Here is a 12,519-nt window from a genome sequence, read left to right as displayed (position 1 = left end):
GCCAACCTATGCAAATCGATCTCAATGCAGACCTTGCTGAAGGCTACGGCCAGTGGCGTATCGGTGACGACGATGCACTGTTGGATGTGCTGTCGTCGGCGAACCTCGCCTGCGGTTTTCACGCGGGCGATCCGCTGATTATGGAAAGAACGGTCAAGGCAGCCCTGGAACGCGGGGTCGACATCGGGGCACATGTCGGCTTTCCCGACATGCAAGGGTTCGGACGACGGCCGATGCAGATCGACTCGGAAGAGTTGGCTGCAATGGTGATTTATCAGCTTGGAGCGCTTGAGGGCATCGCGCGGGCGGTGGGGCACAGAATGACCCACATGAGCTTCCATGGTGCCCTCGGGAACATGGCGGCCGCAGATCCCACCGTCGCAGCACCTCTTGTTGCCGCAGTCGCACGCTTCAATCCTGAACTGATCATCGTTTCCTCAACGAGCCAGGCTATTGAGAATGCGGCGGCGTCCTGCGGACTGCGCGTCGCGACCACCTTTCTCGCAGACCGGGCCTATGACAAGTTAGGTCTTCTCGTTCCGCGCCGGATGCCGAGCTCGGTTATTCATGACGAGGCCAAGGTTCTAGACCGTGTTCGACAAGTTCTACAGCAGAGAACTGTTATAACTTATGACGGAGAGGACCTGCCGATGCGTCCTCACAGCATCCTGCTGCATGGGGATACGCCTGGCGCCTTATCGCTCGCTCGCAAAATCCGCATGGAAATCGAGCAGGCTGGTGGGAGGGTCGTGCCCGTGTCCCAGATGGCGTAGCCGTGCTCAGACGCCTCAAGATAAGAACAGCTTATCGCCACAAACACAAACGGTCTTGGCGTCTGCTGGCTAACTTCTCCTAAGTTATATCAACCAGCGAGGACACTCATGCCCTTCTCTGACTACAAGACAGCTCTTGTGACTGGCGCTTCCTCGGGGATTGGCGCCGCCGTGGTCGAGCGGTTCCGCCGCGAAGGCTTGGAGGTCCATGCGATCGCCCGCAGTCGAGAGCCGCTGGAACGCCTTGCGGAAAGGACCGGATGCATCGCACATGTCATCGACGTGGTGGATCGCAAAAAGCTCGCAAGCCTCGCGGAGACAGTCCAGTTCGACATCTTGGTCAACAATGCGGGCGTCGACCGTCCCAAGAAGTTCCTCGAGGCGGATCCCGAGGACATCGACCTGCTCGTCGATGTGAACACACGGGCCGTGCTCCATCTCTGCCGGCTCATCGTTCCCGGCATGGTGGCGCGCGATCGCGGCCATGTCATCAATATCTCGTCGATCGCCGGAGCCTACAATTTCGGCGGGAACTCGACCTACCATGCGACCAAAGCTGCGGTCAGCATGCTGTCCCGCCAGCTGCGTATTGACGCTTTCGGGCACCGGGTTCGCGTCACAGAGATCTGTCCCGGGCGCGTGGCCACCGACATCTTTGCGCATGTTCATGGGGACACACCCGAGATCCGGGAGCGCTTCATCGAAGGTTTTGAACTGCCGGAGGCAGCTGACATTGCTGAGGCAATCGCCTTCGCCGTTGCGGCGCCCGTATCCATGAATGTTGGTCACATGGAGATCACGCCAACTCTCCAGGTGCTCGGCGGCCTCCAGACGGCTCGTCCCGCGACAAAAGGCGACCGACAAGTGACGGCGGGTTAGCGGCAATGACCGGGTTCGATCTCACGGCGATCCTCATGAACCCGGACTTCGGGCGCATGCTTCTTCACGGGTTGGAGATGACCTTGGTGATTGCTGCCGGGTCGTGGCTTCTTGCCATGACTCTCGCCGTCCTGCTGCTGATCATCCGGCTCTCTCCTAGCCGCCTCGCTGATCGAGCTGTCGCAGCCTACGTGTCCTATCACCGCAATGTTCCGACCCTGGTGCAACTCATGCTGTGGTACTTCGGTATCTCAAGCATACTGCCCGAGGCACTACAATACTGGCTTTCCGATCATGGCGCGGAGGCCATCTTCGCCGTCATCGCGCTGGGGCTTTGCCAGGCCGCTTACTTTAGCGAGGATCTGCGCTCTGGCATTCGCTCCGTCCCGGCTGGACAATCTGAGGCGGCCCGCGCGCTCGGCCACAGCTTCTTTGGAACGATGCGCTACGTACTTATGCCGCAAGCCTTCCGCAACGCCTTGCCCGCGCTGATCAATCACAGCGTCTCTCTTTTTAAGAACAGCAGCCTTGCAATGGCGATCGGGGTCGCCGAGCTCACGCACGCTGTCAAGGAAGTGGAAAACCAGAGCTTCAGAACGTTCGAGGTCTACCTCATCGCGACAATTGCATACCTGATTTGCTCCCTGTTGATCATGTCTGCCGGAGCAGCACTGAGCCGCCAAGCAGTGCTGAAGGGGGAGCGCTGACCAGTGCTGTGGGACATCCTCTCTATTATTCAGGATAACTGGCTTCTCCTGCTGATCGGGCAGTATCCCAATGGTCCGCTAGGCGGTTTTGCAGCGACCCTGATCCTGTCGGTGTTGAGTATTGCGCTGGCTTTCCCCCTCAGCGTCTTGCTGGCGCTCGCCCGGATGTCTCGCTCGCCATTCCTGCTCTGGCCGTCGACTGCCCTTGTTTACATTGCGCGGGGCGTGCCTTTGCTGATGCTAATCCTCTGGGTCTATTTCATGGTCCCGGTGCTCATCGGCGCGAATATACCTGGGTTCGTGACGATGCTCGTAACCCTAGTTATCTATGAGGCAGCGTTCCTGAGTGAAGTCGTGCGAGCCGGGATTATGGCTCTCGGCCGTGGTCAGATGGATGCTGCGCGCGCGCTAGGCCACAGCTACCTTGGAGCCATGTGGTACATTATCCTCCCGCAAGCTCTTTACAACATGATGCCGAGCATCCTGAGCCAATTCGTCTCGACGATCAAAGAGACGACTTTGGGGTACGTGATCAACGTTCCAGAACTCACGTTCGCTGCAAACCAGATCAATAATCAACTTCTCACAAAGCCTTTTCAGGTCTTCTTCATCTTGGCACTTGTGTACTACCTCGTATGCTGGACATTGTCCCATGCTGCTACTGTTCTGGAACGACGGATTGCGCGCAAACGTGCCGGGACAACGAGCGGTACGTTACCCGTCGAATTACAGCCCCAAACACTTACGGTCGAGCCATGACCATTGATCGTCTGCCCGCGGGAGGCCCACCCATGATCCGCTTTTCGAATGTCAACAAAAACTACGGATCCTTTCAGGCGCTCGTTGACATCAACGCCGACGTGGCACGAAGCGAGGTTGTAGTGGTGTGCGGACCATCCGGCTCCGGGAAGTCTACATTGATCAGAACTATCAACAGGCTTGAAGAGATCCAATCTGGTTCCATTCTTTTTGATGGCCAAGACGTGCACGCCAAGATGCGCAGCAAGGAACTTAATCATCTCAGGAGCCGCATTGGCTTCGTGTTCCAGAGCTTCAATCTCTTCCCGCACCTCTCGGCGCTCGAGAACGTTGCGCTGTCGCCAGTCACAGTCAATGGCGTCAAGCGGGAAGTCGCTCGAGAGAAGGCATTGCAACTCCTTGATCGCGTCGGTTTGGCAGCAAAGGCCGGCTCGTATCCGGGCCAGTTGTCCGGCGGTCAACAACAGCGGGTTGCGATCGCTCGAGCGCTAGCCATGGAGCCTCCCGCGATGCTGTTTGACGAGCCCACCAGTGCCCTTGACCCTGAGATGGTTGGCGAGGTCCTCGCCGTAATGAAGGCCTTGGCAGCAGACGGAATGACGATGATGTGCGTCACCCACGAGATGGGTTTTGCACGGGAAGTTGCGGATCGTGTCTGGTTCATGGACGGCGGCCGCATCCTTGAGGAGGCTGATCCCGAGAGCTTTTTCTCTCGGCCCCAGCACCCTCGGGCGCAGCGTTTCCTTTCCGATCTGCGCCACTGAAACCTAGATCCAAAAATATAACCAGAGGAGATAGACCATGTCGTTGAATTCTATGAAGTTCGGCCTCGCTGTCACAGCAATTGCTATCGCATTTGTGGCGCCCGCGAACGCCGACCAGCTTGCAGACATCATGGCGCGTAAGGAGCTTCGCTGCGGGACGTACGCTGACGTTCCGCCTTTCTCCGCTCCTGACCCGAAGACACGCGAGCTAGTCGGCTTTGATGTCGATCTCTGCAAAGGGATCGCGAAGCGCTGGGGCGTCGAGGCGAAAATCACGCCGTTGTCCGTTGAAGCACGGGTGCCAGAAGTGAAGCTTGGCCGCGTCGACCTGACGATCGCAAACCTCGCCTACACCCTGAGCCGCGCGGAGCAGATCCAATATAGCGATCCCTACTATGTTGCCAAAGAAATGTTGGCCGTAAAGGCGAGTGACCCGTCAACGTCGAAGGCAGATTTTAAGGGTAAGCGGCTCGCTTCGACGAAAGGGTCGACATCTGAACTTGCAATCAAGTTGAATGGGTCCGAACCGCTAACATTCCAGGACACAGGCTCCGCCTTCATGGCGGTTCAACAGAACAAAGCGATCGGCATGGTTGCAAACACCATGACGATCACGAAGCTTGTTAATGAATCGAAGACGCGAGGTGTTGAGCTGAAGATGATCCCAGAGCCTATGGTGCTGCAGCCCACGGGTATCGGCATGAAGAAGGACGAGCCCGCGCTGCTAGCAAAGGTTAATGAAACGCTTAAGGCAATGGATGATGCTGGCGAAATCAACGCAGCCTGGGATAAGTGGCTCGGACCCAACACGGAATTCAAAATGACCCGAACCGACAAGGTGACTCCACTATCCCAGCTAAAGTTCGACCCGATTCCTTGATTACGACGCTATAGCTGGATCGTGAAAGAAGCCAACACGGTCAGGATCGATGCGACTAGGTGGTCGCGGTGAGCAATCCGGCCGGCCACCTAGTCGCGAGACCTAGTCGCGAGATATAGATCTTTGTGGTCGGTTTCCTGTGGCAGTAAGCCCATGCGAGACTCAGTACTGACAGGACTGACAGGCAATTGAGGGTGAGAGTGGACTTGGCGTAGTAATGGCCCTTCATCCATCTAACGGCAAATGAACACGAACCCGCGCGTAACAGGTTGAAGCATCTGTTGACCTGAGGTTCGCCTCTGCATCAGCGCCAGGGTTGATGTGCTAGAGGCCTTCTTGCCCATGTCTGCGCTCGACCATTGCAGATTTCGTACTCTGTCCCGGAAGAAGTGTTCGAGCGACTACGGCCTGTTATGACTTGAACCCTTTGCACTTGGAGGCGTTTTGCTCGTCCTGTTTGAGGAGGAGCCAAGCTGACGGACGCACAATGGGCGATGCTGGAGCCTTTGGTGGAACAGTGCCGTCCGAAGGGCAAAACCCCACCGCACGATCTGCGTCGCACGATGGAGGCGATCCTCTGGCGGCATCAGAATGGCGCCAAGTGGCGCTCTGTGCCCGTTGAGCTGGGCCCTTGGTGGCGGGCCGCTCAGACCTTCATCCGCTGGGCTCGCCTGGGTGTCTGGGAGCGTCTGCTAAACCTGGTGCAGGAACGTGGGACCCAGCTTGGAATGACATTCCTGGATGGCACCAGTGTGCGTGCGCATCAGAAAGCCGCCGGAGCGCGCCGAAAAGGGGCTCTCAAGCTCAACGAGACGATCGCGAAGCACTTGGCCGATCGCGTGGCGGCTATGGCACCAAGGCTTGCGTGATCGCCGACGGTCTCGGACGCGCCATCGCGTTTCGGATCGCGCCTGGTCAGGCGCACGAGCTGCCTGACGCCATTCCGCTGCTCGACAGCCTGTCGGACGTGCCGAACTGGGTGGTGGCCGATCGTGGCTATTCCGGTCACAGCTTCCGCGAGTACATCTGGAGCCTCGGTGCGAGACCGGCGATCCCGGCCAAGTCCAATGAGGCGCCGGTGGCATGCCCCGAGTGGATTTACAACAATCGCAATGTTGTCGAGCGGCTCTGGGCGAGGTTGAAGGAGTGGCGGGCTGTTGCAACCCGCTACGAGAAGACAGCCTCATCGTTCATGGGCATACTCTGTCTCACCGCTGCTCTCGACTGGCTCAAGACCTACCAGGACCTAGCATCCGTGCCGTTGACGTAACTCCAGCAACCTCGGTCGGCCACCCTGAAACGTGTTCGGAAATGGATCAGTCGATCGCGAGCGGTGCGGCATCGTTCAAGGTGCGGAAATGATCGGGAGCCCCGCTGGTCCCGATCACCCATCGTGCGTGGGCTTGATCTAAGTGATACTGGGCATGTCCCTTAGCGCAGACAGCTACAACTTGACTGTGTAACCACGCATTTCCGGAGCCGAAGGCGTATGCCTCTCCTCCCGGCATTGTACAATCGCTCGTCATAAGAAAAAGCTATGGATGCAGACTGTAGTTGTCTTTGCAGAACTACCGTTCTGAACCTAACGTTGCGAAACATTCGACCCATCGCATGGTCGAGACAAGCAATAAATCGCTCTTCAGAGATCCTCGCGCTTAACTGGAGTCGACAAGGCCATCATGGACTTTCCGCTGTTTTCTCTAAGGGGCAAACGTGCCCTCATTACAGGCTCGTCTCAGGGGATCGGGCTGGCTCTGGCCAAAGGTTTGGCAGAGCACGGTGCCGCGGTAATCCTCAATGGACGCGACCCCAGCAAGATTGAGGTGGCCTCAGCCGAACTATCGGCTGCGGGGCATAAAGTCTCATCGGCGCTGTTCGACGTGACCTCAGCCAAGGACGTCCATAATGGGATCGCGGCTATTGAGAGCGATGAGGGCCCAATCGACATCCTGATCAACAATGCGGGCATGCAGTTCCGCACGCCCCTCGAGGACTTCCCAGCCGACCGATGGGAGCAGTTGCTGACCACCAACATTTCCAGCGTATTCTATGTCGGGCAGGCGGTCGCACGGCATATGATCGCCCGGGGGCGGGGCAAGATCATCAACATCGCCTCAGTGCAAAGTGAGCTTGCCCGGCCCGGAATCGCTCCTTACACAGCGACCAAGGGGGCGGTGAAGAACCTGACCCGGGGCATGTGTGCGGACTGGGCCAAGCACGGCCTACAGATCAATGCCATTGCGCCCGGGTACTTCAAGACGCCGCTCAACCAAGCTCTTGTCGACAGCACAGAATTCTCAAGCTGGCTTGAGAAGCGCACGCCGGCAGCCCGATGGGGCAATGTTGAGGAACTGGTCGGCGCGGCCGTCTTCCTTTCGAGCGAGGCATCCTCATTCGTGAATGGGCATACGCTCTACGTTGATGGCGGCATCACCACCTGCCTTTGAGGCAGGCAGCCGCTCCACGCTCACCGTTATGACGGAGCAGCAGACTCCTGTCCGATGAACAAACGCGGCCCTGCATAACACACCGCAGCGCTGCATAAAGCCGACCTGGGAGGAGATCACAATGACTAAGCCCGAGATCCTGATGATGGGTCCCTATCCGGCCTGGGACCTTGAGGACCTGGAAAGCAACTACAAGGTTCACAAGCTTTGGGAGGCAACCGACCGAGCGGCCTTTCTAAGCGACGTGGGCGGCAACATTCGCGCCATTGCGACACGCGGTGAGATCGGCGCCTCGGCTGAGCTCATGAAGTCACTACCCCGCCTAGAGATCGTCTCCTGCTATGGTGTCGGAACCGATGCCATCAACCTCTCCCACGCGAAGGCAAACGGGATCCAAATTACCAATACACCCAACGTCCTGACGGCCGACGTGGCCGACATAGGGGTCGGGCTGCTCCTCGCCGTGGCCCGCCAGATCCCGCACGCTGACAAATATGTCCGGGACGGACGCTGGCGCAGCGCGAACATGCATCTGGTTACCCGGGTTCACGGCAAGAAAGTCGGCGTTGTCGGCATGGGGCGCATTGGCGTCGAGGTTGCCAAGCGTCTCGCCGCATTCGACTGCCCAGTCGCCTATGTCGACATCAACCAGCGGGACGATCTGCCGTATACCTTTGTGCCCGATCTGATCACTCTGGCCGAGCAGTCCGATTTCCTCATCGTGACCCTGGCCGGGGGCACCAGCACTCAAGGGATCATCAATGCGGATGTCTTACGTGCCTTGGGACGCGATGGCATTCTGATCAACATCTCACGTGGATCGGCCGTCGATGAGGCAGCCCTGCTCGACGCACTTGAACGCAACATCATCAAAGGCGCGGGTCTCGACGTATTCTGGAATGAGCCAAATATCGACGAGCGCTTCCTGAAGCTGGAGAACGTCGTCCTTCAGCCGCATCACGCTTCCGGAACCGTGGAAACCCGGCAGGCGATGGGCAAGCTCGTGCGCGACAACCTTGCGGCGCATTTTGCCCGGCAGCCCCTTCTTACGCCCGTCATCTGAGGATTGCCCTATGAAAGCCGTTGTCATTCATGCCGCCAAGGACCTGCGCATCGAGGAGCGTGAGCCGGAAACGCCCGGGCCGGGACAGGTCGAGGTGGCCATCGAGGCTGGGGGCATTTGCGGCTCCGATCTGCACTACTACCATCACGGCGGCTTCGGGACAGTCCGGGTCCGCGAGCCGATGATCCTCGGCCATGAAGTGGCGGGCACCATCCGCTCGCTGGGGGAGGGCGTCTCGGGGCTTGCCATCGGAGACCGGGTGGCGGTGTCGCCAAGCCGGCCCTGCCAGCACTGCGAGTATTGCCTCAAGGGGCAGCAGAACCAGTGCCTGAACATGCGCTTTTATGGCAGCGCCATGCCGATGCCGCACATCCAGGGCGCGTTCCGGCAGAGCCTGGTGGCCGAGCAATGGCAATGCCACAGGGTGGCCGAGGATGTCTCGATCAACGAGGCAGCCTTTGCCGAACCGCTGGCGGTGACACTGCATGCGGTCAACCGGGCTGGGTCGCTCCTGGGCAAGCGGGTTTTGGTCACCGGCTGCGGCCCGATCGGAGCTCTTGCCATCATCGCCGCCCGGGCGCATGGGGCACGGGAGATCGTCGCCATCGACGTCATGGATGCCGTGCTCGAGAAGGCACGGGCTGTGGGCGCCGACCGGACAATCAATGTGGCGAGCGAGCCTGAGGCGCTGTCGGCGTATGCCGCCAACAAAGGCACCTTCGATGTCCAGTTTGAGGCTTCGGGCAATGAAAGCGCCGTGCGCTCTGGCCTGGAGGTGCTTAAACCCCGCTCCGTGCTGGTTCAGCTCGGGCTCGGCGGCGATGTATCGATCCCGCAGAACCTGGTTGTGGCGAAGGAGATCGAGATGAGGGGCACGTTCCGCTTCCATGAGGAGTTCGCGCTTGCGGTCGACCTCATCAACACGCGACGGGTGGATCTCAAGCCTCTGATGAGCGGGACCTTCCCAATCGCCGATGCGGTGGCAGCCTTCGAGGCAGCCAGCGATCGCAGCCGGTCGATGAAGATCCATCTGAGTTTCACCTGACACGACGCATAACAGGACATTGACCATGAGGATCGGGGCACCGAAGGAAGCTTTTCCAGGTGAAGCACGCGTTGCGCTGACGCCGGATTCGGCTGTGGCGCTGCAGAAGCTGGGCCATACATGCTTCGTCGAGGCGAGGGCCGGAACTGCTGCTGGGATTTCGGATGCGGCCTATGCCGCTGCCGGGGTGACCATCGTGCCGGATGCAGCCGCCCTCTACGCTGCGGCGGACGTGGTCACGAAAGTGCGTCCACCGACGGAGGGCGAGGTCAGCCTTCTGCGCCAGGATCAGACGCTGATCTCGTTCTTCTGGCCAGCTCAGAACACCGATCTGCTGGAACGGGCGAGAACACAGGGTGCCACAGTTGTTGCGATGGACATGGTGCCGCGCATCTCCCGCGCCCAGAAGATGGACGCACTCTCGTCCATGGCCAACATCGCCGGCTACCGTGCTGTGATCGAAGCCGGCAACCACTTCGGCCGCTTCTTCACCGGCCAGGTCACCGCCGCCGGCAAGGTGCCGCCGGCCAAGGTGCTGGTCGTCGGCGCCGGCGTCGCCGGGCTGGCGGCCATCGGCACGGCAACGTCGCTCGGCGCCATCACCTATGCCTTCGACGTGCGGCCTGAGGTGGCCGAGCAGATCGAGTCCATGGGAGCCGAGTTCGTCTTCCTCGACTTCGAGGAGACACAGGACGGGGCTGCCACCGGCGGCTATGCCGCGCCCTCAAGTCCCGAGTTCCGCGAGAAGCAGCTCGCCAGGTTCCGCGAGCTTGCACCCGAGATCGACATCGTCATCACCACGGCCCTGATCCCCGGCCGGCCGGCGCCGAAGCTGTGGACCGCCGACATGGTCCAGGTGATGAAGCCGGGCTCGGTGATCGTGGATCTCGCCGCCGAACGGGGCGGCAACTGCGACCTGACCGTGCCGGACGAGAAGGTGGTGACGGAGAACGGCGTCACCATCGTCGGCTATACCGACTTCCCCAGCCGCATGGCGGCCCAGGCCTCAACGCTCTACGCCAACAACGTCCGCCACTTCCTCACCGACCTGACCCCGAACAAGGACGGGATCATCCACCACAACATGGACGATGACGTGATCCGCGGCGCCACCGTCACGCACGAAGGTGCGATCACCTATCCACCACCCCCTCCCAAGGTGCAGGCGATTGCCGCCGCCAAGCCAAAGGAGAAGCCCAAGGAGCTGACACCTGAGGAGAAGCGGGCAGGGGAGGCGGCAGCCTTCAGGGCGCAGACCCGCACCCAGGTGGGGCTGCTCGTGGCGGGCGGCCTGCTGCTCGCGCTGGTCGGGGCCTATGCGCCGGCCAGCTTCATGGCCCACTTCATCGTCTTCGCGCTGGCCTGCTTTGTCGGCTTTCAGGTGATCTGGAGCGTCAGCCATTCCCTGCACACGCCGCTCATGGCGGTGACCAACGCCATCTCGGGCATCGTGGTGCTGGGAGCACTCTTGCAGGTGGGCTCCAGCCACTGGCTGGTGGTGAGCCTGGCCTCGCTCTCCTTCCTGATCGCCACCATCAACATCGTCGGCGGCTTCCTGGTCACCCGCCGGATGCTGGCCATGTTCCAGAAGTCGTGAGGATCGTCCGATGAGCTTTGGTCTTGTCTCTGCTGCCTACGTGGCGGCCGCTGTCCTGTTCATCCTGTCTCTCGGCGGCCTGTCGGGCCAGGAGAGCGCCAAGCGGGCCGTGTGGTACGGCATTGCCGGCATGGCGCTCGCCGTGGGCGCCACCGTGTTCGGACCCGGTGTGGGCAACTATGCGGTCATCGCCGCCATGCTGGTGATCGGCTCTGCCATCGGCTGGTATGTGGCCAAGAAGGTCGCAATGACCGAGATGCCGCAGCTCGTGGCGGCGCTGCACTCCTTCGTAGGTCTGGCCGCCGTGTTCATCGGCTTCAACGCCGATCTCGAGCTCACCCGCGTGCTCACCCTGGACGAGGCCTCGCGGAGTGCGCTCACCGGCTTTGCCGGGGTGCTGGCGCATAAGTCCGGCGTGGAGATTGCAATCCTAAAGGTCGAGGTGTTCCTCGGCGTGTTCATCGGTGCCGTGACGTTCACTGGCTCCATCGTCGCCTTCGGCAAGCTCGCCGGCAAGGTCGATGGCAAGGCCAGGAAGCTGCCGGGCGGCCATGGGCTCAATGCCGGGGCGGCGCTGCTCTCGCTCGTCCTGCTGGTGCTGTACGTCAACGGGACGGGCATTTGGGCCCTAGTCGCGATGACGCTGCTGGCGTTCTTCATCGGCTACCACCTGATCATGGGCATCGGCGGGGCTGACATGCCGGTGGTGGTCTCGATGCTCAACTCCTACTCGGGCTGGGCGGCAGCTTCCATCGGCTTCACCCTCGGCAACGACCTGCTGATCGTCACCGGTGCGCTGGTGGGCTCCTCGGGTGCGATCCTGAGCTACATCATGTGCAAGGCCATGAACCGCAGCTTCATCAGCGTGATCCTCGGCGGGTTCGGCACGACCACCGGTCCGGTGATGGCAATCGCGGGCGAGCAGATCGCCATCGATGCCGATGGCGTGGCCACGGCGCTTGAGGAAGCGGACAGCGTCGTGATCGTGCCGGGCTACGGCATGGCGGTCGCGCAGGCGCAGCAATCGGTTTCGGAGCTGACACGGCGCCTGCGGGCCAAGGGCAAGCAGGTACGCTTTGCCATCCATCCGGTGGCCGGCCGCCTGCCGGGGCACATGAACGTGCTGCTGGCGGAGGCGAGGGTGCCCTACGACATCGTGCTGGAGATGGACGAGATCAACGAGGACTTCTCGGAGACCGACGTGGTGATCGTCATCGGCTCGAACGACATCGTCAACCCGGCAGCCCAGGAGGATCCGAACAGCCCAATTGCCGGCATGCCGGTGCTGGAGGTGTGGAAGGCCAAGCAGGTGTTCGTCTCGAAGCGCGGGCAGGGGACCGGGTACTCCGGGATTGAGAACCCGCTGTTCTACAAGGAGAACACCCGCATGTTCTACGGAGATGCCAAAGCCAGCATCGATCGGCTCGTCCAAGCCATATAAAGCACTTGGTGCTGCAATGCCGCTGGCGCCGACCGGATGTTACATCCGTTGGTGCTCAGAAACGTGTATAATCGGCACACGCCTTGAGCCCACTTGCATGACGCCCTTCGCCCATTGTGGGAGAGGCTGGTTTGCCAGCAGACGAAGACTAGCAGAAGGACGTT

The 12,519-nt window shown here is 60.5% G+C and carries 12 protein-coding genes; all 12 read left to right on the top strand.

Features of this window, described 5'->3' with window-relative positions:
* Positions 1-8 precede the first annotated feature (8 nt).
* The 12 genes from MA07_RS13540 to MA07_RS13485 all read left to right on the top strand — a co-directional run bounded on the left by MA07_RS13540 (position 9) and on the right by MA07_RS13485 (position 12,355).
* Positions 9-773, top strand: coding sequence for a 5-oxoprolinase subunit PxpA (locus tag MA07_RS13540; protein WP_036351535.1), 765 nt, complete (start codon positions 9-11; stop codon positions 771-773).
* A 108-nt stretch (positions 774-881) separates the two neighbouring features.
* On the top strand, positions 882-1,652 hold the full coding sequence (locus tag MA07_RS13535) for an SDR family oxidoreductase (protein ID WP_036351532.1): 771 nt from the start codon (positions 882-884) through the stop codon (positions 1,650-1,652).
* A gap of 5 nt (positions 1,653-1,657) precedes the next feature.
* The gene (locus tag MA07_RS13530) at positions 1,658-2,359 is read left to right on the top strand and encodes an amino acid ABC transporter permease (RefSeq protein WP_036351529.1); all 702 of its coding nucleotides are present in this window, start codon (positions 1,658-1,660) and stop codon (positions 2,357-2,359) included.
* A gap of 3 nt (positions 2,360-2,362) precedes the next feature.
* Entirely contained in the window at positions 2,363-3,118 is a 756-nt protein-coding gene (locus MA07_RS13525; protein ID WP_036351526.1) for an amino acid ABC transporter permease, read from the top strand.
* 32 nt (positions 3,119-3,150) lie between these two features.
* Positions 3,151-3,882: an amino acid ABC transporter ATP-binding protein gene (locus MA07_RS13520; protein WP_036351523.1), complete on the top strand. Its 732-nt coding sequence runs from the start codon at positions 3,151-3,153 to the stop codon at positions 3,880-3,882.
* 52 nt (positions 3,883-3,934) lie between these two features.
* Positions 3,935-4,762, top strand: a complete 828-nt coding sequence (locus tag MA07_RS13515) for an ABC transporter substrate-binding protein (protein ID WP_036351588.1) — start codon at positions 3,935-3,937, stop codon at positions 4,760-4,762.
* A 494-nt stretch (positions 4,763-5,256) separates the two neighbouring features.
* A protein-coding gene (locus tag MA07_RS13510; RefSeq protein ID WP_200879368.1) for an IS5 family transposase occupies positions 5,257-6,032 on the top strand; the annotation gives its coding sequence in 2 pieces (ribosomal slippage) (positions 5,257-5,554 and positions 5,554-6,032; 777 coding nt in all).
* Positions 6,033-6,441: 409 nt separating this feature from the next.
* Positions 6,442-7,209, top strand: coding sequence for an SDR family oxidoreductase (locus tag MA07_RS13505; protein WP_036351520.1), 768 nt, complete (start codon positions 6,442-6,444; stop codon positions 7,207-7,209).
* Between the two features lie 121 nt (positions 7,210-7,330).
* Positions 7,331-8,272 carry a 2-hydroxyacid dehydrogenase gene (locus tag MA07_RS13500; protein WP_036351518.1) on the top strand — a complete coding sequence of 314 codons (942 nt, stop codon included), beginning with the start codon at positions 7,331-7,333 and terminating at the stop codon, positions 8,270-8,272.
* A 10-nt stretch (positions 8,273-8,282) separates the two neighbouring features.
* Positions 8,283-9,317, top strand: coding sequence for an L-idonate 5-dehydrogenase (locus MA07_RS13495; RefSeq protein WP_036351515.1), 1,035 nt, complete (start codon positions 8,283-8,285; stop codon positions 9,315-9,317).
* Between the two features lie 25 nt (positions 9,318-9,342).
* A complete protein-coding gene (locus MA07_RS13490) occupies positions 9,343-10,914 on the top strand; it encodes a Re/Si-specific NAD(P)(+) transhydrogenase subunit alpha (RefSeq protein WP_036351512.1) in 1,572 nt (523 codons plus the stop codon).
* A 10-nt stretch (positions 10,915-10,924) separates the two neighbouring features.
* Positions 10,925-12,355 (top strand): NAD(P)(+) transhydrogenase (Re/Si-specific) subunit beta, encoded by a 1,431-nt coding sequence (locus MA07_RS13485; RefSeq protein WP_036351509.1) that lies wholly within the window; start codon positions 10,925-10,927, stop codon positions 12,353-12,355.
* The last annotated feature ends 164 nt before the right edge of the window (positions 12,356-12,519 follow it).

The sequence above is a fragment of the Microvirga sp. BSC39 genome (genome assembly GCF_000739015.1).
GTDB lineage: Bacteria > Pseudomonadota > Alphaproteobacteria > Rhizobiales > Beijerinckiaceae > Microvirga.
Note: the sequence above shows the minus strand (reverse complement) of the source record. Positions and strands in the feature narration are given on the sequence as shown.

Coding starts and splice junctions, on each gene's coding strand:
- MA07_RS13540 (WP_036351535.1), top strand. CDS start 9: ATGCAAATCGATCTCAATGCAGACCTTGCTGAAGGCTACGGCCAGTGG.
- MA07_RS13535 (WP_036351532.1), top strand. CDS start 882: ATGCCCTTCTCTGACTACAAGACAGCTCTTGTGACTGGCGCTTCCTCG.
- MA07_RS13530 (WP_036351529.1), top strand. CDS start 1,658: ATGACCGGGTTCGATCTCACGGCGATCCTCATGAACCCGGACTTCGGG.
- MA07_RS13520 (WP_036351523.1), top strand. CDS start 3,151: ATGATCCGCTTTTCGAATGTCAACAAAAACTACGGATCCTTTCAGGCG.
- MA07_RS13515 (WP_036351588.1), top strand. CDS start 3,935: ATGAAGTTCGGCCTCGCTGTCACAGCAATTGCTATCGCATTTGTGGCG.
- MA07_RS13505 (WP_036351520.1), top strand. CDS start 6,442: ATGGACTTTCCGCTGTTTTCTCTAAGGGGCAAACGTGCCCTCATTACA.
- MA07_RS13500 (WP_036351518.1), top strand. CDS start 7,331: ATGACTAAGCCCGAGATCCTGATGATGGGTCCCTATCCGGCCTGGGAC.
- MA07_RS13495 (WP_036351515.1), top strand. CDS start 8,283: ATGAAAGCCGTTGTCATTCATGCCGCCAAGGACCTGCGCATCGAGGAG.
- MA07_RS13490 (WP_036351512.1), top strand. CDS start 9,343: ATGAGGATCGGGGCACCGAAGGAAGCTTTTCCAGGTGAAGCACGCGTT.
- MA07_RS13485 (WP_036351509.1), top strand. CDS start 10,925: ATGAGCTTTGGTCTTGTCTCTGCTGCCTACGTGGCGGCCGCTGTCCTG.